The sequence below is a fragment of the Citrobacter sp. SX206 genome, assembly GCF_024181025.1.
In the GTDB taxonomy this organism is placed as follows: domain Bacteria; phylum Pseudomonadota; class Gammaproteobacteria; order Enterobacterales; family Enterobacteriaceae; genus Citrobacter; species Citrobacter youngae.
In genome coordinates, this window is the sequence record NZ_CP049738.1 from 1,198,013 (window position 1) to 1,222,239 (window position 24,227).

General features: G+C 54.7%; 18 protein-coding genes and 1 pseudogene. 10 read left to right on the forward strand and 9 right to left on the reverse strand.

Going from position 1 to position 24,227, the window contains the following annotated elements; all coding sequences use genetic code 11:
• Both yfhb and tadA read left to right on the forward strand, forming a co-directional pair.
• Positions 1-636, forward strand: a complete 636-nt coding sequence (gene yfhb / locus G8S19_RS05855) for a phosphatidylglycerophosphatase C (RefSeq protein WP_061068361.1) — start codon at positions 1-3, stop codon at positions 634-636.
• A gap of 89 nt (positions 637-725) precedes the next feature.
• On the forward strand, positions 726-1,190 hold the full coding sequence (gene tadA, locus G8S19_RS05860; RefSeq protein WP_232034709.1) for a tRNA adenosine(34) deaminase TadA: 465 nt from the start codon (positions 726-728) through the stop codon (positions 1,188-1,190).
• 12 nt (positions 1,191-1,202) lie between these two features.
• On the opposite strand, the gene mltF is transcribed toward tadA, so the two are convergent.
• Positions 1,203-2,753, reverse strand: coding sequence for a membrane-bound lytic murein transglycosylase MltF (gene mltF / locus G8S19_RS05865; protein ID WP_115643079.1), 1,551 nt, complete (start codon positions 2,751-2,753; stop codon positions 1,203-1,205).
• Positions 2,754-3,010: 257 nt separating this feature from the next.
• Between mltF and purL the strand changes: the two genes are divergently transcribed.
• From purL to glnB, 5 genes are all read left to right on the forward strand, one after another.
• A complete protein-coding gene (purL, locus tag G8S19_RS05870) occupies positions 3,011-6,898 on the forward strand; it encodes a phosphoribosylformylglycinamidine synthase (RefSeq protein WP_253686282.1) in 3,888 nt (1,295 codons plus the stop codon).
• A 590-nt stretch (positions 6,899-7,488) separates the two neighbouring features.
• On the forward strand, positions 7,489-8,919 hold the full coding sequence (qseE, locus tag G8S19_RS05875; RefSeq protein WP_124022102.1) for a two component system sensor histidine kinase QseE/GlrK: 1,431 nt from the start codon (positions 7,489-7,491) through the stop codon (positions 8,917-8,919).
• A gap of 22 nt (positions 8,920-8,941) precedes the next feature.
• A complete protein-coding gene (gene qseG / locus G8S19_RS05880) occupies positions 8,942-9,661 on the forward strand; it encodes a two-component system QseEF-associated lipoprotein QseG (protein ID WP_061068356.1) in 720 nt (239 codons plus the stop codon).
• Positions 9,661-10,995: a two-component system response regulator GlrR gene (gene glrR / locus G8S19_RS05885; protein ID WP_305764056.1), complete on the forward strand. Its 1,335-nt coding sequence runs from the start codon at positions 9,661-9,663 to the stop codon at positions 10,993-10,995. The genes qseG and glrR overlap by 1 nt, the downstream gene beginning before the upstream one ends.
• 60 nt (positions 10,996-11,055) lie before the next feature.
• Entirely contained in the window at positions 11,056-11,394 is a 339-nt protein-coding gene (glnB, locus tag G8S19_RS05890; protein ID WP_002914032.1) for a nitrogen regulatory protein P-II, read from the forward strand.
• On the opposite strand, the pseudogene G8S19_RS22465 reads toward glnB, so the two are convergent.
• Together G8S19_RS22465 and hmpA are read right to left on the reverse strand one after the other, a co-directional pair.
• Positions 11,391-11,486: pseudogene (locus tag G8S19_RS22465) on the reverse strand (hypothetical protein); the annotation flags it as partial. The gene glnB and the pseudogene G8S19_RS22465 sit on opposite strands and share 4 nt — an antisense overlap.
• 4 nt (positions 11,487-11,490) lie before the next feature.
• Positions 11,491-12,681, reverse strand: a complete 1,191-nt coding sequence (hmpA, locus tag G8S19_RS05895) for an NO-inducible flavohemoprotein (protein WP_101742026.1) — start codon at positions 12,679-12,681, stop codon at positions 11,491-11,493.
• 325 nt (positions 12,682-13,006) lie between these two features.
• Between hmpA and glyA the strand changes: the two genes are divergently transcribed.
• Complete coding sequence (glyA, locus tag G8S19_RS05900) at positions 13,007-14,260, forward strand: serine hydroxymethyltransferase (protein ID WP_003037627.1); 1,254 nt, start codon at positions 13,007-13,009, stop codon at positions 14,258-14,260.
• A 92-nt stretch (positions 14,261-14,352) separates the two neighbouring features.
• On the opposite strand, the gene hcaD is transcribed toward glyA, so the two are convergent.
• From hcaD to hcaE, 5 genes are read right to left on the reverse strand one after another with little or no spacing between them, the layout of a single operon-like run.
• Positions 14,353-15,555, reverse strand: coding sequence for a phenylpropionate dioxygenase ferredoxin reductase subunit (hcaD, locus tag G8S19_RS05905; RefSeq protein ID WP_253686291.1), 1,203 nt, complete (start codon positions 15,553-15,555; stop codon positions 14,353-14,355).
• A gap of 9 nt (positions 15,556-15,564) precedes the next feature.
• Complete coding sequence (gene hcaB, locus G8S19_RS05910) at positions 15,565-16,377, reverse strand: 3-phenylpropionate-dihydrodiol/cinnamic acid-dihydrodiol dehydrogenase (protein ID WP_253686293.1); 813 nt, start codon at positions 16,375-16,377, stop codon at positions 15,565-15,567.
• Positions 16,374-16,694 (reverse strand): 3-phenylpropionate/cinnamic acid dioxygenase ferredoxin subunit, encoded by a 321-nt coding sequence (gene hcaC, locus G8S19_RS05915; protein WP_061068352.1) that lies wholly within the window; start codon positions 16,692-16,694, stop codon positions 16,374-16,376. The genes hcaB and hcaC overlap by 4 nt, the downstream gene beginning before the upstream one ends.
• Positions 16,694-17,212: a 3-phenylpropionate/cinnamic acid dioxygenase subunit beta gene (gene hcaF / locus G8S19_RS05920; protein ID WP_219351764.1), complete on the reverse strand. Its 519-nt coding sequence runs from the start codon at positions 17,210-17,212 to the stop codon at positions 16,694-16,696. Before hcaF ends, hcaC begins: the two co-directional genes overlap by 1 nt.
• Positions 17,209-18,570 (reverse strand): 3-phenylpropionate/cinnamic acid dioxygenase subunit alpha, encoded by a 1,362-nt coding sequence (gene hcaE, locus G8S19_RS05925; RefSeq protein ID WP_048210906.1) that lies wholly within the window; start codon positions 18,568-18,570, stop codon positions 17,209-17,211. The genes hcaF and hcaE overlap by 4 nt, the downstream gene beginning before the upstream one ends.
• 135 nt (positions 18,571-18,705) lie before the next feature.
• Here hcaE and hcaR point away from each other — a divergent pair, with 135 nt between their 5' ends.
• The gene (hcaR, locus tag G8S19_RS05930; protein ID WP_124022099.1) at positions 18,706-19,599 is read left to right on the forward strand and encodes a DNA-binding transcriptional regulator HcaR; all 894 of its coding nucleotides are present in this window, start codon (positions 18,706-18,708) and stop codon (positions 19,597-19,599) included.
• A 3-nt stretch (positions 19,600-19,602) separates the two neighbouring features.
• Here the strand turns inward: hcaR and G8S19_RS05935 are convergent, their stop codons facing one another.
• Positions 19,603-20,796, reverse strand: a complete 1,194-nt coding sequence (locus G8S19_RS05935) for an ROK family protein (RefSeq protein ID WP_124022100.1) — start codon at positions 20,794-20,796, stop codon at positions 19,603-19,605.
• A 114-nt stretch (positions 20,797-20,910) separates the two neighbouring features.
• On the opposite strand from G8S19_RS05935, the gene G8S19_RS05940 reads away from it, so the two are divergent.
• Positions 20,911-24,177, forward strand: coding sequence for a DUF5107 domain-containing protein (locus tag G8S19_RS05940; protein ID WP_126320150.1), 3,267 nt, complete (start codon positions 20,911-20,913; stop codon positions 24,175-24,177).
• Positions 24,178-24,227: the final 50 nt, after the last annotated feature.

Sequence of the window (24,227 nt, forward strand, 5' to 3'; positions counted from 1 at the left end):
TTGACCAGTCACCAGCGTCGCGTTGTTTTTTTTGATTTGGATGGCACGTTACACCAGCAGGATATGTTCGGTAGTTTCTTACGTTTTCTGCTGCGTCGCCAACCGCTAAATGCGTTGCTGGTGCTGCCCCTGTTGCCAATTATTGCGCTGGCAATGTTAATTAAAGGGCGCGCCGCCCGCTGGCCCATGAGCCTGCTGTTATGGGGCTGTACCTTTGGTCGCAGCGAAGCGCGTCTGAAAGCGCATCAGGCCGATTTTGTGCGCTGGTTTCGCGGGCATGTGACGGCATTTCCGGTCGTGCAGCAGCGTCTGACGACGTACCTGTTAAGCTCCGATGCTGATATCTGGCTTATCACCGGTTCTCCGCAGTCGCTGGTCGAGCAGGTTTACTTCGACACGCCGTGGCTACCGCGTGTCAATCTGATCGCCAGTCAAATGGCGCGGGGATACGGTGGCTGGGTATTGCCGCTACGCTGTCTGGGGCATGAAAAAGTCGCGCAACTGGAACGGCAGATTGGCGCACCGCTGTCTCTTTACAGCGGCTACAGCGATAGTAAGCAGGACAATCCACTGCTCTCTTTTTGCCAGCATCGCTGGCGCGTCACGCCGCGCGGAGAGCTGCAACAACTCGAATAGAGTAAACGATAGCGTCTGTGTATAATGCGCCCGCTTTGATTACTGGAGTTACCCCTTTGTCTGAAGTTGAATTTAGCCACGAATACTGGATGCGTCATGCTTTAACGCTGGCTAAGCGCGCCTGGGATGAGCGTGAAGTCCCGGTGGGTGCGGTATTGGTACATAACAACCGCGTTATTGGCGAAGGCTGGAACCGACCGATTGGCCATCATGATCCTACCGCCCACGCTGAAATCATGGCGTTGCGCCAGGGCGGTCTGGTGCTACAAAACTACCGTCTGCTGGATGCAACGTTGTATGTAACACTGGAGCCGTGCGTGATGTGCGCAGGCGCGATGGTCCATAGCCGTATCGGTCGGGTGGTTTTTGGCGCACGCGATGCGAAAACGGGCGCTGCCGGGTCATTAATGGATGTGCTGCATCACCCTGGAATGAATCATCGGGTTGACGTGACCGAAGGGGTGTTACGCGATGAATGCGCCACGCTGCTCAGTGATTTCTTTCGCATGCGTCGGCAGGAAATCAAAGCGTTGAAAAAATCTGCCAATCAGTAAATACCAATCAGACTACTTGTCCTCTTTCTTCTGTGCTGAAAACAGCAGAGAAGGGGAGTGCGACAGATAGTTTGACGACGTCTGAGTCAGAAACGCTGAAAGCGGAAATTTATCTTTACCTAACAGCTCAGCCGGTGACACAGCCGGGTAATCCTGTGCCAGTTGCTGCGTTTCCTGCGCCTGTTTTTCTTTCTCCTGCAGATACCCCACCAGGCTAATCTGGTATTTACGGATGTTTTCCACATAGGCGTAGGCTTCGTGACCGCGCGCATAGCCATAGGTCAACTTGTTGTAATACGGCTTTTGGCTGAGCAGCGGCAGACGCTGTTTTACGTCGGACCAACTGTTCGGATTACCTTTGGTTTTCACCGTCAGTGCCCGCGCATCCAGCATGTGCGCATAACCCATGTTGTAGGCGGCAAGCGCAAACCAGATGCGTTCCCCTTCGGGGACGGTATCCGGCACTTTGCTCATCATGTCCTGCAAATACCGCGCGCCGCCGCTGATGCTCTGCTCGGCATCGGTACGGTCAGTTAGCCCGAGACTCTGGGCGGTATTTTTGGTCAGCATCATCAGCCCGCGTACACCGGTCGGGGAAGTCGCCTGCGCGTCCCAGTGCGACTCCTGATAGGATATTGCGGCGAGCAGTCGCCAGTCTATCTCCTGCGCATACTTCTCAAAAAGCGGCTTGAGGTCCGGCAACACGCTGTCTACGGCGCGCAAAAAGGTGCGGGTATCAACATAGTCAAAATCATCGCCATGCCCAAGGTACTTTTCTTCCAGTCGCGCAAGCGAGCCGTCTTCATTCATGGTATTGAAGAAATCCAGCAGGGCAGCAGACAGCGTATTGTCATCGTCCAGACGACTGAACCAGGTCACCGGCTGTTCGTCAGAGACGTCCAGCGCCACGGCCAGCTCAGGATGAACGCGCTGATATAAGCTGATGGCAACGGAATCGGCAATGGTGTAATCCAGCTTACCGGCGATGACATCATCAAGCAGTTCAGTGGTGCCCTTTTTCTCATCAACTTTCCAGCTCAGGTCCGGGTATTTTTTTTCTTTTAGCTGCTGGAGGTCGTTAACCACCACATGCCCCGGGGCGATAGTCAGTTGGTTTTCGTTCACGGTGGCAAGCGTACGCGGGCGGTATTGCCCAACCCGATACACCAGTTGTTGCGATACGGAATAGTAGGTCGGACCCGGCTGATAATTTTTAACGCGCTCGCTGTTATACACCAGACCAGCGGCTAACAGATCGGCATTACCGTTATCCAGGTCGTCAAAAAGCTGGCTGATGTTCTGGCGTACGGTGATTTTCAGCTTCACACCCAGGTAGTTGGCGAAGGCTTTGGTCAGTTCGTAATCCAGGCCAAATTTTTTCCCATTAAGCGCGGCGTAAGTGAGCGGTGAGTCGATGGTACTGACGCGCAGCTCTCCCCGCGACTGAATGGCGGCGATACGATTGTCGGCTTTACCGAACCAGGGGATAGATGGCCAGAGGGCCGCTGCCAACAACAGCGTCAAAATACCGATGAACAGATAATTAATCTTTAATTTTTTCAATTAGTTAATTCTCTGAACCGTACGTTGTCTCTGCGTGCTGTGGTATTGATTAAGAAGTGAAGTCGTCATTAATGAGCGGCATTTTGCTTAAACTTGCGCCAGTTGGCAACTTATTCAGAAACCAGACCGCATTTGATGATAAGAAGAGGCCGTGATTTTATTTCGACGCAAACGGTTTCGTCGGCGCGCCAGATTCTTTATAATGACGCCCGTTTCCCCCACTTGGGCACACCGAAAGCTTAGAAGACGAGAGACTTATGATGGAAATTCTGCGTGGTTCACCTGCACTGTCTGCATTCCGTATTAACAAACTGCTGGCACGTTTTCAGGCTGCCAACCTCCAGGTCCACAATATTTACGCCGAGTACGTCCATTTTGCCGATCTGAATGCACCATTGAATGAGGATGAGCGCGCGCAACTTGCACGTCTGCTGAAATATGGTCCTGCTCTTCACAGCCACGCCCCTGAAGGCAAACTGCTGCTGGTCACGCCTCGCCCGGGTACCATTTCCCCGTGGTCTTCTAAAGCGACTGATATTGCCCATAACTGCGGCCTGCAACAGATTAGCCGCCTGGAACGTGGCATTGCCTGGTATGTTGAGGCCTCCACGTTGACCGCTGAGCAGTGGCTGACGGTTGCCGATATTTTGCACGACCGCATGATGGAAACGGTTTTCTCTGCGCTGAGCGATGCTGAAAAACTGTTTGTTCATCACCAGCCTGCGCCGGTTTCCAGCGTTGATCTGCTTGGTGAGGGACGCCAGGCGCTGATCGACGCTAACCTGCGTCTGGGCCTGGCGCTGGCGGAAGACGAAATCGACTATCTGCAGGATGCGTTCACCAAACTGGGACGCAACCCGAACGACATTGAACTGTACATGTTCGCGCAGGCTAACTCCGAGCACTGCCGCCACAAGATTTTTAACGCCGACTGGGTTATCGATGGTAAACAACAGCCTAAGTCGCTGTTCAAGATGATCAAGAATACCTTCGAAACCACGCCGGACCACGTGCTGTCTGCCTATAAAGACAACGCCGCGGTAATGGAAGGTTCTGAAGTGGGCCGCTATTTTGCCGACCATAAAACCGGCCGCTACGATTTCCATCAGGAACCAGCCCACATCCTGATGAAGGTAGAAACTCATAACCACCCGACGGCTATCTCTCCGTGGCCAGGCGCGGCAACCGGCTCTGGCGGTGAAATTCGCGATGAGGGTGCAACCGGTCGTGGTGCAAAACCGAAAGCCGGGCTGGTAGGCTTCTCCGTCTCCAACCTGCGTATTCCTGGCTTTGAACAGCCGTGGGAAGAAGATTTTGGTAAGCCGGATCGTATTGTCACCGCGCTCGACATCATGACCGAAGGCCCGCTGGGTGGTGCTGCGTTTAACAACGAATTTGGTCGTCCTGCGCTGACGGGCTACTTCCGTACCTATGAAGAAAAGGTTAACAGCCATAACGGCGAAGAGCTGCGCGGTTACCATAAACCGATCATGCTGGCAGGTGGGATCGGCAATATCCGTGCCGATCACGTACAGAAAGGCGAGATCGTGGTGGGTGCTAAGCTTATCGTCCTCGGCGGTCCGGCGATGAACATCGGTCTTGGCGGTGGGGCTGCATCATCCATGGCTTCCGGTCAGTCTGATGCCGATCTTGATTTCGCTTCTGTACAGCGCGACAACCCGGAAATGGAACGTCGCTGCCAGGAAGTTATCGACCGTTGCTGGCAGATGGGCGATGCCAACCCGATTCTGTTTATCCATGACGTTGGTGCGGGCGGCCTGTCTAACGCCATGCCGGAGCTGGTCAGCGATGGCGGTCGCGGCGGTAAGTTCCAGCTGCGTGACATCCTCAGCGACGAGCCGGGTATGAGCCCGCTGGAAATCTGGTGTAACGAATCCCAGGAGCGCTATGTGCTGGCGGTTGCCGCCGATCAATTGCCGCTGTTTGACGAACTGTGTAAGCGTGAGCGCGCGCCGTATGCGGTGATCGGTGAAGCCACCGAAGAACAGCATCTGACTCTGAGCGATAGCCACTTCGACAATCAGCCGATCGACATGCCGCTCGATGTGTTGTTGGGCAAAACGCCGAAAATGACCCGCGATGTGCAGACGCTGAAAGCCAAAGGCGATGCCCTGAATCGTGGCGAAATCTCGATTGCAGATGCGGTTAACCGTGTGCTGCATCTGCCGACTGTTGCTGAAAAAACGTTCCTCGTGACTATCGGCGACCGTACCGTTACCGGTATGGTGGCGCGCGATCAGATGGTGGGGCCATGGCAGATCCCGGTCGCCAACTGCGCGGTCACTACTGCAAGCCTTGATAGCTACTACGGCGAAGCGATGTCTCTCGGCGAGCGCGCGCCAGTCGCATTGCTCGACTTCTCAGCCTCTGCGCGTCTGGCGGTCGGTGAGGCACTGACCAACATTGCGGCAACGCAGATTGGCGATATCAAACGCATTAAACTGTCGGCCAACTGGATGGCGGCTGCGGGTCACCCTGGCGAAGACGCCGGACTGTACGAAGCGGTAAAAGCCGTTGGAGAAGAATTATGTCCGGCGCTTGGCCTGACCATTCCGGTGGGCAAAGACTCTATGTCGATGAAAACCCGCTGGCAGGAAGGCAACGAACAGCGTGAAATGACCTCGCCGCTGTCGCTGGTGATCACCGCCTTTGCCCGCGTGGAAGATGTGCGCCACACGATTACCCCGCAACTGTCTACTGAAGACAATGCGCTGCTGCTGATTGATCTTGGCCTTGGCCACAATGCGCTGGGTGCGACGGCGCTGGCGCAGGTTTACCGTCAACTGGGCGATAAGCCTGCCGATGTGCGTAACGTAGAGCAGCTGAAAGGCTTCTACGACGCCATTCAGGCGCTGGTGGCACAGCGTAAGCTGCTGGCCTACCACGACCGTTCCGACGGCGGCCTGCTGGTTACGCTGGCAGAAATGGCCTTCACCGGTCACTGCGGCGTTGAAGCAGACATCGGCACTCTGGGCGATGATCATCTGGCGGCGCTGTTTAATGAAGAGTTGGGGGCTGTCATTCAGGTTCGCGCCGCTGACCGTGTAGCGGTTGAGGCGTTGCTGGCTCAACATGGCCTGGCCGATTGCGTGCACTATCTGGGTAAAGCCGTGCAGGGCGACCGCTTCGTGGTCGAAGCAGATGGTCAGGCGGTGTTCAGCGAAAGCCGTACTACTCTGCGTATGTGGTGGGCGGAAACAACCTGGCAGATGCAGCGTCTGCGCGACAATCCAGAGTGCGCCGATCAGGAACATAACGCTAAAACCAACGATGCCGATCCTGGCCTCAACGTTAAACTGTCGTTTGACATCAACGAAGATATTGCGGCTCCGTATATCGCTACCGGTGCGCGTCCAAAAGTGGCCGTGCTGCGCGAACAGGGCGTTAACTCCCACGTAGAAATGGCGGCCGCTTTCCACCGTGCGGGTTTTGACGCTATCGACGTGCATATGAGCGATCTGCTGGGTGGGCGCATCGGGTTGGGCAACTTCCAGGCGCTGGTGGCCTGTGGTGGCTTCTCTTACGGTGATGTGCTTGGCGCAGGCGAAGGTTGGGCGAAGTCGATTCTGTTCAACAATCGGGTCCGTGATGAGTTCGAAACCTTTTTCCATCGCCCGCAAACGCTGGCACTCGGCGTGTGTAACGGTTGTCAGATGATGTCTAACCTGCGCGAGCTGATCCCAGGAAGCGATCTGTGGCCACGCTTTGTGCGTAACCACTCCGATCGCTTTGAAGCGCGTTTCAGCCTGGTCGAAGTGACACAAAGCCCGTCTCTGCTGCTTGCCGGTATGGTTGGGTCACAGATGCCAATCGCTGTTTCTCACGGTGAAGGCCGCGTGGAAGTGCGTGACGGTGCGCATCTGGCAGGACTGGAGAGCAAAGGGCTGGTGGCACTGCGCTACGTTGATAACTTCGGTAAGGTGACCGAAACCTATCCGGCTAACCCGAACGGTTCGCCAAACGGTATCACTGCTGTTACCACCGAAAATGGTCGTGTAACCATTATGATGCCACACCCGGAACGCGTGTTCCGTACCGTGAGCAACTCCTGGCACCCGGAAAACTGGGGCGAGGATAGCCCGTGGATGCGTATCTTCCGTAATGCGCGTAAACAGCTCGGTTAATTGGCCTGCAATCATCAAGCCCCTCTTCGTGAGGGGCTTTTTTTATATCACAGGCCGGATAAGGCGTTTACGCCGCCATCCGGCAATAAACTCAGCGCTTATGCCACAAAATTAAAGTGTCGGGAAATCCCGACATTGGCAGGGTTGGCTTGTCGCCAAAAAGAGACACTTAATGATTTGATTTATAATGATTTTGTTTTTAAGTACAGCGAGTGTTGCTGATTAGCGACAGAATGAACAAAAAACACTCAACTCTTATTTTTACACAATTATTCATATTTCTTATATTTATCATTGTGTTAATAAAGTGTTTTGAATATTGGCACAGATGCTGCATAATATTAACCAGTGGCTCATTCACCTTCTTATGTCAGCCCCTTCGGGACGTGCTACATAAACTTCGAATGACGCACAACAAGGTGCCTGCCGTCCAACATCTGATATTAGCGAAGCTCATATCAACCTTCGGGCGAAACGTCGAGTTAGGCACCGCCTTATTCCATAACAAAGCCGGGTTAATCCCGGCTTTGTTGTATCTGACGTTCCCCTCAGTTAGCATCGTCTTATTCCCGTCCATTGAGAGTAACGCCTTGAAGCGCTGGTCTGTTTTCCCCCGATCATTACGTCAGCTGGTGACACTGGCATTTTTGCTGATCCTGCTCCCTTTGCTCGTACTGGCCTGGCAAGCGTGGCAGAGCCTGAACGCCCTGAGCGCGCAGGCGGCGCTGACTAACAGAACCACGCTCATTGATGCCCGACGCAGTGAGGCAATGACCAACGCCGCGCTGGAGATGGAGCGTAGCTACCGACAGTATTGTGTGCTGGATGATCCGACGCTGGCAAAGGTTTACCAGAGCCAGCGTAAACGTTATAGCGACATGCTGGATGCGCATGCGGGCGTGTTGCCGGACAACAAGCTCTACCAGGCGTTGCGGCAGGATCTCAACGATCTCGCCCAATTGCAGTGTAATAACAGTGGTCCTGACAGCCAGGCGGCAGCCCGCCTGGAAGCCTTCGCTAATGCGAATACCGACATGGTGCAGGCCACACGTACCGTGGTCTTTTCGCGTGGTCAGCAGTTACAACAAGAAATTGCCGAACGAGGTCAGTTCTTTGGCTGGCAGGCGCTGGTGCTGTTTCTCGTTAGTCTGGCGATGGTGCTGCTGTTTACCCGTATGATCATCGGTCCGGTGAAGGGCATCGAGCGGATGATTAACCGTCTGGGGGAAGGGCGCTCGCTGGGTGATAGCGTATTATTTACCGGGCCCCGGGAGCTGCGGTCCGTGGGGCAGCGCATTATCTGGTTGAGTGAACGTCTCTCCTGGCTTGAGTCGCAACGGCATCAGTTTTTACGCCATCTTTCCCATGAGCTGAAAACACCGCTTGCGAGCATGCGCGAAGGTACCGAATTGTTAGCCGATCAGGTAGTTGGCCCGTTAACGCCGGAGCAAAAAGAGGTAGTCGGGATTCTGGATGACAGCAGCCGTAATCTGCAAAAGTTGATTGAGCAATTGCTTGATTACAACCGCAAGCTGGCGGATGACGAGGTTGAGCTTGAAACTGTAGAAATCGCGCCGCTGGTGGAAAGCGTGGTTTCAGCACATAGCCTGCCTGCTCGCGCCAAAATGATCCATACTGATGTTGCGCTGGCGGCGAACGCTTGTCTGGCCGAACCCATGCTGTTAATGAGCGTGCTGGACAATCTTTATTCCAATGCGGTGCACTATGGCGCTGAATCCGGTAACATTTGGATCCGCAGCAGTTTGCATGGCTCAACGGTATATATTGATGTCATAAATACCGGCACACCGATTCCAGAAGCAGAACAGGCGATGATCTTCGAGCCTTTTTTCCAGGGCAGCCATCAGCGAAAAGGGGCAGTCAAAGGAAGCGGGTTGGGACTGAGCATCGCCAAAGACTGTATCCGCCGTATGCGGGGAAAACTGTATCTGGTTGATGAGCATGCGCAAAGCGTTTGTTTCCGCATAGAACTGCCGCTATCTGCATCGAAAAACCACTAAAATGAACCTAAGTCTGGTGAGTATGCCACACGTTGTTGCCCGAATGCTTAAACGAGATTTTATTCGCCGCGTCTTACTCGCAAGTCTGCCATGCCTGGCGCTGGTCGGCTGCGTTCCAAATGCGGTGAATCACATTATCGGCGATCCTTCGCAGGAGAAAATCCCGCCGCATCAACTCGCTGATTACCTTGCCACCGAATGTACGGATATCTGGTCGCTAACGGGTCAGTCCACGGATACCAACCCGTTGTATTGGCTGCGGGCGATGGATTGCGCCGATCGCATGATGCCAGTGCAGGCGCGCAGTGAAGCCAGTAGCCAACTTACGGATACCTGGCAGGGCGCTTTTAAGCGTGGGATCCTGCTCGATAACGCCCGTATTACCCCGCCTGAACGGCGGGAGGTCGTTACGCGTCTCGACGCGTTAAGTCCACAAATTCCGACTCAGGTTCGACCGCTTTATCAGGCCTGGTTCCGTAACCAAATGTTGCAGTTACAGCTTGCCGAAGAACGCATGCGTTACAGTAAGCTCCAGCAGTCGTCAGATAGCGATCTCGATACGCTGCGTCAGCAGCAACAGCATTTGCAGAGTCAGCTCGATCTCACCACCCGTAAGCTGGAAAATCTGACCGATATTGAACGACAACTGTCCACCCGTAAACCTGCCGGCAGCTATAATCCCGATGCGTTGCACGGTACTGATAAACTCACGACGCCCGATGATGGGGAGGCCATGCCATGATAAGCCGCAAGCCCGCGCATCTGCTGCTCGTCGATGACGATCCGGGGCTGTTGAAATTGCTCGGTATGCGACTGACCAGCGAAGGTTACAGCGTCGTAACCGCAGAAAGTGGGCAGGAAGGATTACGGGTACTGAATCGTGAAAAAGTGGATCTGGTCATTAGCGACCTGCGCATGGATGAAATGGACGGCATGCAGCTGTTCACTGAAATCCAGAAAGTGCAGCCGGGGATGCCGGTTATTATCCTGACAGCGCACGGCTCCATTCCTGATGCTGTCGCGGCAACGCAGCAGGGTGTTTTCAGCTTTCTCACCAAGCCGGTCGATAAAGATGCGCTCTACAAAGCGATTGACGGTGCGCTGGAACAGTCCGCGCCTGCTACCGATGACAGCTGGCGTGAATCAATTGTTACCCGTAGCCCGTTAATGTTGCGTTTGTTAGAACAGGCGCGGATGGTCGCGCAATCGGATGTCAGCGTATTGATCAATGGTCAGAGCGGCACCGGGAAAGAGGTGTTTGCCCAGGCGATTCACAACGCCAGCCCGCGCAGCCATAAGCCCTTTATTGCCATTAACTGTGGCGCGTTGCCGGAACAACTGCTGGAGTCTGAACTGTTTGGCCATGCGCGCGGCGCTTTTACCGGCGCGGTGAGTAATCGTGAAGGGCTGTTTCAGGCCGCGGAAGGCGGCACGCTTTTTCTCGATGAGATTGGCGATATGCCTGCACCGTTACAGGTGAAACTGCTGCGCGTATTGCAGGAACGAAAAGTCAGACCGTTGGGCAGTAACCGCGATATCGACATTGATGTGCGGATCGTTTCTGCGACCCACCGCGATTTACCCAAAGCGATGGCTCGGGGCGAATTTCGCGAGGATTTGTACTATCGCCTCAACGTGGTGAGTCTGAAGATCCCGGCGCTGGCCGAGCGTACGGAAGATATTCCGCTGCTGGCGAACCATCTGCTGCGCCAGTCTGCTGAACGGCACAAACCGTTCGTACGCGCCTTTTCAACCGATGCCATGAAGCGGTTAATGACCGCCAGCTGGCCGGGCAACGTGCGTCAGTTAGTCAACGTAATTGAGCAGTGCGTGGCGTTGACCTCTTCGCCAGTGATCAGCGACGCGCTGGTGGAGCAGGCGCTGGAAGGGGAAAACACCGCGCTGCCGACATTTGTTGAGGCGCGTAACCAGTTTGAGCTCAACTATCTGCGTAAGCTGCTGCAAATCACCAAGGGCAATGTGACTCACGCAGCAAGAATGGCGGGGCGCAACCGCACCGAATTCTATAAGTTGCTTTCTCGACACGAGCTGGATGCAAACGATTTCAAAGAATAAATCTGCGGATTATGTTAGCTTTATTCGATCAAAAGACAGGCGACCTTTTCAAGGAATAGCATGAAAAAGATTGATGCGATTATTAAACCCTTCAAGCTGGACGACGTCCGCGAAGCGCTGGCAGAAGTCGGTATCACCGGGATGACGGTAACGGAAGTGAAAGGCTTTGGCCGTCAGAAAGGCCATACCGAGCTGTACCGTGGCGCGGAATATATGGTGGATTTTCTGCCGAAGGTAAAAATTGAAATTGTGGTTACCGACGACATCGTCGATACCTGCGTCGACACCATTATTCGTACTGCCCAGACCGGCAAGATCGGCGACGGTAAGATTTTTGTCTTTGATGTCGCGCGCGTTATTCGTATTCGTACCGGTGAAGAAGACGACGCGGCAATCTAAGCCGCGCCTTGCTTGCCGGATGGCGGTGTAAACACCTTATCAGGCCTACAATATCTCGTAGGCCTGATAAGCGCAGCGCCATCAGGCATAACGTAATTACAGAACTTTATGCGGACCGAAGCATTCGTAATGAATGTTCTCGTTTTTCACGCCCAGGCCGACCAGCTGCTTTGCGGCAAACTGCATAAAGCCAACCGGACCGCACAGATAAAACTGCATCGCCGGATCGCTGATTGCGCTTTCCAGTTTGTTCAAATCCATCAGACCTACACTATCAAACGCGCCTTTCGCGCGATCGGCTTCGGTTGGCTCACGATACCAGGTGTGCGCACTAAAGCGTGGCAGCGTTTTGCCGAGTTCATTTACTTCATCAGCGAAGGCATGGACATCACCGTTTTCAGCCGCATGGAACCAGTTAACCTGCGCCGTATGGTTTGCTTTCGCCAGCGTATCCAGCATTGCCAGCATTGGGGTCTGACCTACGCCTGCGGAAATCAGAGACACAGGGGTATCGGTCGCGACGTCCATAAAGAAATCGCCCGCAGGTGCGGCCAGGTGAACAACGTCGCCAACATTTGCATGGTTGTGCAGCCAGGTGGAAACCTGACCACCGTCTTCACGCTTAACGGCAATCCGATAGCCTTTGCCATCAGGTTTTCGGGTCAGTGAGTACTGACGAATTTCCTGATGCGGGAAACCTTCCGGCTTCAGCCAGACGCCCAGGTATTGCCCCGGATGATATTCAGCTACTGCGCCACCGTCGACAGGCTCAAACTCAAAGCTGGTAATCAGTGCACTTCGCGGCGTTTTTGCCACGATGCGGAAAGGACGGGTACCTTCCCAGCCGCCATTTTTATTGGCATTTTCGCTATAGATTTGTGCTTCACGGTTGATGAAAACGTTCGCCAGTACGCCATACGCTTTACCCCACGCATCCAGGACTTCCTGGCCTGGGCTGAACATTTCGTCCAGCGTTGCCAGCAAATGACCACCCACGATGTTGTACTGCTCTGGTTTAATCTGGAAGCTGGTATGCTTTTGCGCGATTTTCTCAACCGCCGGCAACAGCGCCGCCAGGTTTTCGATATTGCTGGCATACGCGGCAATCGCGTTAAACAGCGCCTCGCGCTGATCGCCATTACGCTGGTTACTCATGTTGAAAATTTCTTTCAGCTCTGGGTTATGCGTAAACATGCGATCGTAGAAATGGGCGGTCAGCTTCGGACCTGTTTCAACCAGCAGGGGAATGGTGGCTTTCACTGTAGCGATGGTTTGTGCGTCAAGCATACGGTCTTCCTTTATCTGAGACTTTAATGATGTATGTCAAATACATCTTATAAAAAATACCCCTGCATTGTAAATGGTTCTTTGTAACTTTGCGTTGTAAAGGTTACATCGTGAAAAATCTGCATCACAAACCTGAAAAGAAATCCGTTGAAATTCAGCAGACCTTTGTTCTCCAAAGCCTTGCGTGCCGTGAAGGTAATCGTTTGCGTAAAATCCTTTGTCAAGACCTGTTATCGAAGAATGATTCGGTTATACTGTTGGCCGAAGTCCTAGGGACTGCCTTTTTAGGCCGAAATTCTATTGTTAGCTGAGTCAGGAGATGCGGATGTTAAAGCGTGAAATGAACATTGCCGATTATGATGCCGAACTGTGGCAGGCTATGGAGCAGGAAAAAGTACGTCAGGAAGAGCACATCGAACTGATCGCCTCCGAAAACTACACCAGCCCGCGTGTTATGCAGGCGCAGGGTTCTCAGCTGACCAACAAATATGCTGAAGGTTATCCGGGCAAACGCTACTACGGCGGTTGCGAGTACGTTGATATCGTTGAGCAACTGGCTATCGATCGTGCCAAAGAACTGTTTGGCGCTGACTACGCTAACGTACAGCCGCACTCTGGTTCTCAGGCTAACTTCGCTGTTTACACCGCTCTGCTGCAACCGGGCGATACCGTTCTGGGTATGAACCTGGCACAAGGCGGCCACCTGACTCACGGCTCCCCGGTTAACTTCTCCGGCAAACTGTACAACATCATCCCTTACGGTATTGATGAGTCCGGCAAAATTGACTACGAAGACATGGCGAAGCAGGCCAAAGAGCACAAACCGAAGATGATCATCGGTGGCTTCTCTGCTTACTCCGGCGTTGTTGACTGGGCAAAAATGCGTGAAATCGCTGACAGCATCGGCGCATACCTGTTCGTCGATATGGCGCACGTTGCGGGGCTGATTGCCGCAGGCGTTTATCCGAACCCGGTTCCACACGCACACGTTGTCACCACCACCACCCACAAAACTCTGGCGGGTCCGCGCGGCGGCCTGATCCTGGCGAAAGGCGGTGACGAAGAGCTGTACAAAAAACTGAACTCTGCGGTGTTCCCAAGCGCGCAGGGCGGCCCGCTGATGCATGTGATCGCGGCGAAAGCTGTGGCGCTGAAAGAAGCGATGGAGCCTGAGTTCAAGGTTTACCAGCAGCAGGTTGCTAAAAACGCCAAAGCGATGGTGGAAGTGTTCCTGAACCGTGGCTACAAAGTGGTTTCTGGCGGTACTGAAAACCACCTGTTCCTGCTGGATCTGGTTGATAAAAACCTGACCGGTAAAGAAGCTGATGCCGCGCTGGGCCGTGCTAACATCACCGTTAACAAAAACAGCGTACCGAACGATCCGAAGAGCCCGTTTGTGACTTCCGGTATCCGTATCGGTTCTCCGGCAATCACTCGCCGCGGCTTCAAAGAAGCGGAAGCGAAAGAGCTGGCTGGCTGGATGTGTGACGTGCTGGACAACATCAATGACGAAGCCGTAATCGAGCGCGTCAAAGGTAAAGTTCTGGATATCTGCGCACGCTTCCCGGTTTACGCGTAAGCCATACTGATTGCCGGATGACGGTGTAAACACCTTATCCGGCCTACAGGTAACTCACATGTAGGCCGGATAAACGAAGTGCCATCCGGCAGTTATATTGACTTAAGCAAGATTGTTTCATCGACTAAAGCCGCCATGGGTGGCTTTTTCTTTGCCTGAATCCATTTTCTCAGTAAACGTATTTCTCGGCCCTGATTCAACGTTACTGCGCCGACAATCACGCCATCCTGCAGGTTAAACCATATCGCTTTCTGCGCATCAGCATCGCCGCGTACAAGCCAGCTATCTCCCTGCATTTCGCCAATGAACTGCAAATTATCCTGGTATTGGTCAGTCCAGAACCAGCCTGGTGTCTTCTCCGGCAACGGCGAATTAAGCATTGCGGCAGCGGCAATTTGTGCCTGGATATTGGCATTTTCCCAGCTTTCTACACGCGCCAACGAACCGTCGGGCTGATGCGTCAGCGCAACGTCACCGGCGGCGAAAATGTCCGGGTCGGCGGTGGTGCAGGCGCTATCAACGATAATGCCGTTTGCCGTCTCCAGACCGGCGTCGCGGGCCAGCGTATCATTCGCCACGATACCGATGCCGTAGATCACCGTATCAGCGGTGAGAGTTTCGCCGTTTTGCAGCGTCAGCGAGAGAAACTCTCCCGCTTCGGCGTGTTCAATGGCGCTGTTGAGTAACACCCGTACGCCCGCCTGCTGGTGGCGGGCAAGCAGGTAGTCGCGCACCGGAGCAGGCGCATTGCGGCCCATCACCGTTGGCGCCTGCTCCACTACGGTTACCCGGCAGCCGCGCTGGGTCGCGCTGGCCGCCAGTTCCAGACCAATGGTGCCCGCCCCGACTATCACAATCGATTTACCGGGGAGTAAAGCGTCTCGCAGACGAGTCGCGTCGTCAACGTGGCGCAGGGTAAAGCAGCGATCGCCCAGTTTATCCAGCAGCGGAAGAGGACGGGCCGCGGCACCGGTGGCAATCAATAGCTGATCCCACGGATAAACCTGGCCGTCAGCCAGCACCAACTGATGCGTTTGGCGGCCGAGCGTCTGGATAGTCACGTTCAGATGCAGATGAACATTTTTTTCCTGCCACCAGGCCGTGTTTAGCACCGGCTGTAGCTGTGGTGCGTCGTCCAGCAGCATAGCTTTGGACAATGGCGGGCGTTCGTACGGCAGATACGGCTCATTGGAGAACAGATGTATCTCGCCGTCAAACCCTTGCTGGCGCAGTGCTACCGCCGCCATCGCTGCGGCCTGTCCACCGCCGACGATAGCAATAATTTTGTTGTGCATAACGCCTCCTCAGAGATCCAGACCAGCGGCGACGTGGCGAATACCGCGAATACCCAGCCCGGCATCGGCATTGATCATCACGCCGCTTAAGGTGCGGTTGTTGCGACGCGACGCCAGCATCACGTATGGCCCGGTAAAGTCGGCTGGGTCGGGGAAGAACTGTAGCGGCAAAATAGCGGCGATTTTTTCCGGCGTCAGTGACTGCATAATTGAGGTATCGCTTTGCCCCAGCGCCTGTGGGCCGCGCAGATCGGTGGCCATACCGCACGGACCGACGCCGTTCACCCGCACTTTAGGCGCCAGCTCGTAGGCCAACTGGCGAATCAGCCCGGTAGCAGCGTGCTTACTGGCGGTGTACAGCGGCCCGCCGCCGCCGGGATACCAGGCAGCGTTTGACAGGGTAAAGATGATGCTGCCTTCGCTGGCGATCAGCGCCGGGGCACAGGCTTTCGCCCCCAGCAGATAACCCAGCACATTGACGTTAAATAACTCGTGAAAGCCGCTCTCCAGCGCTTCAGCAGAGGTGTTCACCAGCGTTGCGTTGTGATCCCAGATGCCCGCATTGCCAATAAAACAGTCCAGCTTGCCAGACACGGTGAGGATCTGATCGACCGCACGCTGATAGTCGGCGTAGCAGGTGACGTTGCCCTCTACCGCCAATACATGTTCGCCAAAACGCTGGCGCAGGCTGGCGACTTTGGCTGGCGACAGTTCGAGCGTAGCGACCTTCGCGCCTTCTTCAATAAAGCGCTCGACCAGCGCCAGGCCGAGGCCGGAACCGCCGCCGGTAATAAAAACCACGTTATCGCGTAAATCGCTCATCGGGCGTCCTCTGGAATATCAACAAATACATCGCTACCGTCCACATATACTGCGTAGGTGGTTAGCGGATCGGTGGCGGGCAGGCATAGCGCTTTGCCTGTTTTCAGACAAAAACTGGCCGCATGCAGCGGGCATTCCACGGTGGCATCGTCTTCCAGATAACCTTCCGACATCGAGGCGTTGCCGTGGCTACAGCGATCGTTAATGGCATAAAACTCGCCGCCAACATTGAACAGCGCGATGACGGGCGAGGTGTCGAGCCGGAGGGCTTCACCCTCCGGCAAATCCCCTACGGGGCAGGCATAAATACGACTCATCAGAACAGTACACTCAGGTTATGGGAGGTAATAACCGCCTGATCCAGCACGATCTCGCGCGCCAGTAAGCGCCACTCGTTGCCCGGCAAACGACGGACTTTATCCACGCGCATGCCGACGTAAAACGTCTCGTCCCGCTCTTTTTGCGCGCGATACAGCAGATAGTTGAGGCGCACGGCGAACACGTCCGGTTGATCAGTCTCGCTGATTTGTAGGTTGCTAATCAGATGACGGGTACGCGACGGCGGCTCTTCTGCCCAGGCCATGCCGGTTTCCAGCCGTGCGATGCGGCGTTCGAGCTGGTCTTTGTTGTCGTTGAAAATCCACGTCGTCGGCGGTTGTACGCCTTTGCGACGGTCGCGGGTCTGAGCATTGACCGTGGTACGCATAGTGTAGCGAATGTCATCATCCAGCTGCGCCAGCCAGTCGCGAAACTGCCAGTCGTCCAGCAGACGCGCTTCTTCATACAGAAACTGGCTGATGCGATGATGCAGTTCGAGAGAAACTAACGCGCTCATTTCATCACCTCCTGCTGGTACGCGGCGGTTTTCTCGTGCACGTCCTGCCAGCTTTCGCTGCTGAGCAAATCGGCCCAGCGCTGGTACATACCGCGCGCCGCAGTTTCCGAAAAGATGTAGTTGGTGATCCCCGGAATGCCGTCTTCACGACGTTTCTCCTGGCCAAGCCCCATTTCCAGACACAATTTCGTGTTGCGTGCGCGGTGGCCTTTGAGCAGTTTTTGAATTTCACACCAGTTTTCCGAGTCGTCCTGCTCCAGGAACCCGGCGGGGCCAAAAGCCCGCGTGGCGCTGTTTTCAAACGCGGCTTTCACTTCATCAGAGGCGGCTTTATCGGTAATACAGAACGCCCACACTTCAACCCGATCCGGCCCACGCGGGTGCCAGACGCGCAGCGTGGCGGTACCGTTGAGCCAGGAAAGCGTGGGGAAGATGTTGTTGTGACCAGCCAGACGCAGGGCGCGAACCTTGCCCAAACGCTCTTCGGCTTCCGCGTAGGTGTCGCGGTAGTAGCTGGAGACTTCACCGTCGACCCACACGTTGGCGTCCGGTTTCTCGGTAAAGAAGAAGCCGCTGCCGTGGCCGTCCTGGCCGAATTGTAGTGCGTCTTTGGCGGTTTCCCACACCGGGCGGGCGGTCTGACCGTCGCCGAGGCGCTTATCGCTGCCGTCGTCTTTCGCCCCCAGCACCTGCACCGCAGAGGCATGGCTGAACAGCGCGTGATACTGGTCGCTGGCAAACTGTTCGGCGGGGAATTTCCAGTTGCAGTCGATGGTCCATTTCTGGACGCCGCCGACGATTTCGGTGCCACCTTCACGGCGGTCGAGTACGCCGTCGAGATACCAGGCGATGTCGCCGAGGTAGTCGCGCAGGTTTGGTGCGCTGGTATCCCAGTTGCCGAAAATCAGCCCTTTATAGCTCTCGACGCCAGGCACTTCGTTCAGTCCCCAATGCGATTTGCATAAACCTTGCGGATAAGCGCGCGGCTCCAGTGGGACGTCGATCAGCTCGCCGTTAATACCGTAAGACCAGCCGTGATACGGGCAGGTGAAGGCGCGGGTATTGCCGCAGTCAGCGTAGCTGACGCGCATCGCGCGGTGGCGGCACTGGTTGAGAAACGCTTTAATGCTGCCGTCTTTCTGGCGAACCACCACCACCGCATCCTCGCCCATGTAGGTGTTAAAAAAATCACCGGGTTTGGGGATTTGGCTTTCGTGGGCGAGAAATAGCCAGCAGCGTCCGAAGATGCGTTCCAGCTCCAGTTGGTAAATTTCAGGGTCGGTATAAATTCGTGGGGTTACGCGACCGTTTTGCGTGTCGATCAGTTGGTAGATGTCTAAATTTGAGGGTGTGGTCATATTTTTTAATCCTGAAAGCTAAGATGTATTGACCTTCATTTTTTGTGCCATAAGGATGTTGCTGGTTAGTTATCAATCTGTGAAATAGTAAATTTCTACCAGTTGAGACATTTTTTCGATAACAAGGAGCAGGGCATGGAACTGAGGCACTTACGCTATTTTGTGGCGGTGGCGCAGGCGCTGAATTTCACCCGGGCGGCAGAAAAATTGCATACCTCCCAGCCATCGTTAAGCAGTCAGATCCGCGATCTGGAAACTTGCGTAGGCGTTTCGTTACTGGTGCGCGATAAGCGAAAAGTTGCGCTGACGGCGGCCGGTGAGTGCTTTTTACAGGATGCGCTGGCGATCCTCGAGCAGGCGGAAAACGCCAAAGTTCGCGCTCGTAAAACGGTGCAGGAAGACAACCATTTTGCCATTGGTTTTGTCCCTTCCGCAGAGGTGAATTTGCTACCGAAGGTGCTGCCCTTGTTTCGTTTAAAGCAGCCGGATACGCACATTGAACTGGTGAGTCTGATAACCACCGAGCAGGAAGAGAAGATCCTGAGTGGGGAGCTGGATGTTGGCTTAATGCGCCACCCGGTGTACAGCCCGGAACTGGAGTATCTGGAGCTCATTCATGAGCCGCTGGTGGTAGTGCTACCGGTTAACCATCCGTTAGCCAGTGAACAGGCGATATCGGCACAGCAACTGAACGGTGTCAATTTTGTCAGCACCGATCCCGCTTATTCCGGCGTATTAGCGAAGATTGTCAAAAACTGGTTTCAGCAGCAGAAAAGCCAGCCCAATATTGTGCAGGTGGCGACCAATATTCTGGTGACGATGAACCTGGTCGGTATGGGGCTGGGGGTCACTTTGATACCCGGTTATATGAATAATTTTAATACCGGACAGGTGGTTTTTCGCCCTATTGCTGGCGATGCCCCGACTATTGCGCTGCTGATGTCGTGGAAAAAAGGATCGCTCAAACCGGCACTGACCGATTTTATCGCCACGGTGCATGAACGTTTAGCGGTGAGCCTTGCGGAGTAATGGTTACAACTCGCTGAGCTGTGACTCGACATAAAGATAGCCAATTCCCATGAGTTGCTGGGCGCGATTGAGCTGGCCGAAACTTATCTGAGTCGCCCTGGCGCGCGGGTTATCACCGTGATCAAATGGGTTAAACCCCGTTTGCTGCACCAGCGTATTAAGCCAGCTATCGCCGAAAGCGCAGCTACGGCCGTACAACCATATCTGGTTAATATTCAGTATATTCAGAAAGTTATATAAACTTAACCCGATGGCGCTGGCGGCATGTTCGGCCCAGGCCTGAATACGAACATCACCGTTCTGCCAAGCTGTAATAAGCTGGTCGGTGGTGAGTGTTTCCGGATCGTAAAGGGACGTCGGCTGCGATTTCATCCACACGCGGGCCTGTTTTTTCAACGCGCTCAATGACGCCACCGTTTCCAGACAGCCATAGCGACCGCAGTCACAGGCAATTCCATCGGGATGAACGATGGTGTGTCCAATCTGGCCGCTGCCATACAGACTACCGCGCCAGATATTGTCGTTAATCACAAACGATGAGCCAATGCCGTAATCAACGTTAATCACGCAAAAATCACCGTTAGCCGCTGGGTTTTGCCATTTTTCGGCCAGCGCCAGCATCACGCAGTCATTGTCCAGGCGGACCTGAACGCCGAGCATCTCCTCCAGCAGATATTTTATTTCCACCGGTGTTTTCCACGGTGCCTGGGGCATGGTTTTTGATGCGCCGGTGATTGGATCAACCTGGCCGTGAACGCCGAGCGCCAGATTAATCGTGACCTCGGGAAATTGTCGACGGTATTCCCGCCAGTGTGTAGCCAGGGCCGACAGCAGCGCTTTGGGCGTTTCCGGCTTGATGACCTCATGACGCCAGTCGCCGATGGCAACCAGCCGTGCGTCTGCCAGTTGACTGGTGATGCTGGTAGGGGTGACGTTGATACATAGCGTCCATGCGCCTTTTTCTGGCAAATGATAACTGCCGCTGCTCAAACCGCGCTGGCTTAAGGTTTCTCGCGAGTGGCTGATTCTCCTTTCATCCATCAGCTCTTCGAGGATATTGCTGACCGCCGGGATCGACAGACTGGTGAGCTGCGCCAGCTGTGACTTGCTGAGCTGCTTTTCCCGCCACAGGTGCGACAAAAAGATCTGTTTATTCGCCTGACGAACCCTGGCGTTGTTGAACCCCGAACGCTGCATTCACTTAACTCCCTTAACTGTATTGCGTGAGCATTGCGCATTTTAGCGCCACTTAACTGCCGCAGAATAGCATCAAGTTGAATTTTTACTTTTGTTTATTGAGTGGAGAGCGGCATGTACGGTTCAGTTAAAGTCTGGCAAGAAACGATCACCCTCCCAACGTGGACGGCGGGTGAAGAAGACGCTAACCCCATGTTTCTGGAGAAAAGGGTTTATCAGGGATCTTCTGGCGCGGTGTATCCGTATGGCGTGATTGATACGCTGACCGGCAAACGTGAAATGCGCGACTACAAGGCGGTGTGGATGGAGAATGACTTCATTCGCGTCATGCTGTTGCCGGAGCTAGGCGGGCGTATTCATCGAGCGTATGACAAAGTACAGCAGCGCGATTTTGTCTACTACAACGAAGTGGTGAAGCCCGCTTTGGTTGGTTTGCTTGGGCCGTGGATCTCTGGTGGCATTGAATTTAACTGGCCGCAGCATCATCGCCCAACCACTTTTATGCCGGTGGATTTTACGCAGCAACAGGGTGAACACGGCGAATATACCGTATGGATGGGTGAGGTAGAACCTATGCGCGGTTTACAGGTGATGACCGGATTTACGCTGTATCCGGATCGCGCCCTGATCGAGATAACCGGGAAGGTGTTTAACGGTAACGCTACGCCGCGCCATTTTTTATGGTGGGCGAATCCAGCGGTGAAGGGCGGCGACGACCACCAGAGCGTGTTTCCGCCGGATGTGACCGCAGTATTTGACCACGGTAAGCGTGATGTTTCTGCGTTTCCTATCGCCACCGGCACATACTATAAAGTGGACTACTCGGCTGGCGTGGATATCTCGCGCTACAAAAACGTGCCGGTACCGACCTCCTACATGGCTGAAAAATCAGATTATGATTTTGTTGGTGCATGGCATCACGGTGAGCGAGGCGGGCTGCTACATGTGGCTGACCACCACGTTTCGCCAGGGAAAAAACAGTGGACCTGGGGCTATGGCGACTTTGGCGTTGCCTGGGATCGTAACCTTACCGATGACAACGGTCCTTATATTGAACTGATGACCGGGGTCTTTACCGACAACCAGCCGGATTTCACCTGGCTTGCGCCGTACGAAGAGAAAGTCTTCGTACAAAACTTCCTGCCCTACAGCGAACTGGGCATGGTGCAAAACGCCAGTACGCAGTTGGCGCTTCGTCTGGTACGTGAGAGTAACCAGCTTTCTGTGGGCGTTTATGCGATTGCGCCGCTGCACGACGTGCAGATTACGCTTTCTGCCGATGGACAACCGTTCTATGAGCATACGCTGACCCTGGAGCCCGGACAAAGCTGGCTGGCTGATGTGTCTGACGATAACCATGCGCGGGTAACGATGACTGTCACTGGCGCCGATGGCACTACGCTTTTGCAGTACGAAGAGCACATCGCGCAAGAGTTACCACTGCCATCGGCGGCCGTCGCGCCAGCGCTGCCAGAAGTGCTTTCTAATACCGATGAACTCTATTTTATTGGTCAGCATCTGGAGCAGTACAACCATGCCAGTCGCTATGCCGAAGATTATTATCGCCGCGCGCTGGACGTTGATCCGCTGGATTACCGCAATAATGTGGCCCTGGGGACGCTGGCGTTAAACCGCGCCGACTGGGCGCTGGCGGCACAATGTGCCGGCAAGGCGCTGGAGCGGGCGCATAAGCTCAATAAAAATCCGCGTGATGGCGAGGCGAGTATGCTGCTGGCCGCCGCACAGGAACGTCAGGGCGACGACGACAGCGCGTGGGATAATTATTATAAGGCCAGCTGGAGCGGCAACTGCCGGGATGCGGCTTTCTGGTCGTTAGCGCGTTTGGCGATGAAGCGTCAGGATTACGCTGGCGCGTTGGAAAAGGTGGAGCAGAGCCTGCGCTTTAACGGCAGTAATAACCTGGCGATGGGACTGAAAGCGCTGGCGCTGACAAAGCTTGATCGCAATGCGCAAGCGCTGGACTACATTCGCCAACAGCTGGTGGATTATCCGCTGAGCTATACCCTGCACTATGCGCGCTGGGCTATCTGCCAGGACGAGGCGACAGCGCTTGCGCTGATCTCGATTACCGGGCGTCGCGGGACCAACGCGTGTGAACTGGCAGGCTGGCTGACCTCTTTGGGGCAAAAGGATGCTGCCCGTGGCGTGCTGGAACTGCTCGACAGCCAGGAAACGCTGCCGATGCTGTGGCGCGCCTCGCTGAGCGATAATCCACAACCCTTCATTGAACGTGCTCGTGAGTGTCTGCAAAACCGCGTGCGTTTCCCCAATACGCTGGATGAAGTGCAGATGCTGCAAACTCTTGAGCAAAGCGCTTTTGCCCGCTATTTACTCGGCTGTTTCTGGTACAGCAAACGGCGTTATGCCGAGGCGGTTTCCTGCTGGCAGTTCACGCTTGCGCAGGAAGCGGATTTCGCTCCGGCGCATCGTTTACTGGGGATTTACGCCTGGAACAAACTGCACGATGCGCAGCAGGCGAAACAGTATCTGTCGCAAGCCGTGGCGCTGGAGCCGCAAAATGCCCGCTTCCTGTTTGAACTCGACTATCTCAACAAGCTGATGGCACAACCGGCTGAACAGCGCCTGCAGCGGCTGGAAGCCAGTAAAGAGATTGTCTTCCTGCGTGATGATCTGACGGTGGAACTGCTCAGCTTGTGGAATGGGTTGGGGCGCTATGACGATGCCGCCGCAGTATTACGTGAGCGGGTGTTCCATCCGTGGGAAGGCGGTGAAGGTAAAGCCACCGGGCAATATCTGCTTAATCAATTACATCGCGCGCTGGCTGCCGTGCAGTCCGGCGACCCGCAAACTGCTATTACGCAACTGCAACAGGCGCTGCACTATCCGCAAAACCTCGGGGAAGGCCGTTTGCCAGGGCAAACGGATAACGACATCTGGTATTTGCTGGGGTATTGCGCGCAGCTGCAAGGCCATTTCGAAGAGTCTCAGCGCTACTTCTCCCGTGCGACGCGAGGCGGAAGCTCACTGGATGCCGGACGTTACTACAACGACCAGCCAGTGGACTATCTCTTCTGGCAGGGTATGGCGCAGAGAAAACTTGGCGATGATGCAGAGGCGGACGCTCTGTTCAATAGCTTCCTGCAATGGGTTGAGTCGCATCACGACAACGTGCCGGATGTCGATTTCTTTGCCGTATCGCTACCCGACCTGGTGGTGCTGGATACCTCAGCAGAAGCAAAACACCAGCAACACTGCCTGTTTATCAATGCGCTCGGGCATCTGGGGCTAGGAAATAGCGCAGCCTGTCAGCGTGAACTTGATGAACTCCTGCAACTCAATCCGGCACATGACAAGGCATTACTGCTGCGTCACGCCATTAACGTAAGGCTTTTCCAGTAACACCCGAAACGGGTGGGGGGAACCTCACCCGAAACCTACTGTACCCTGCG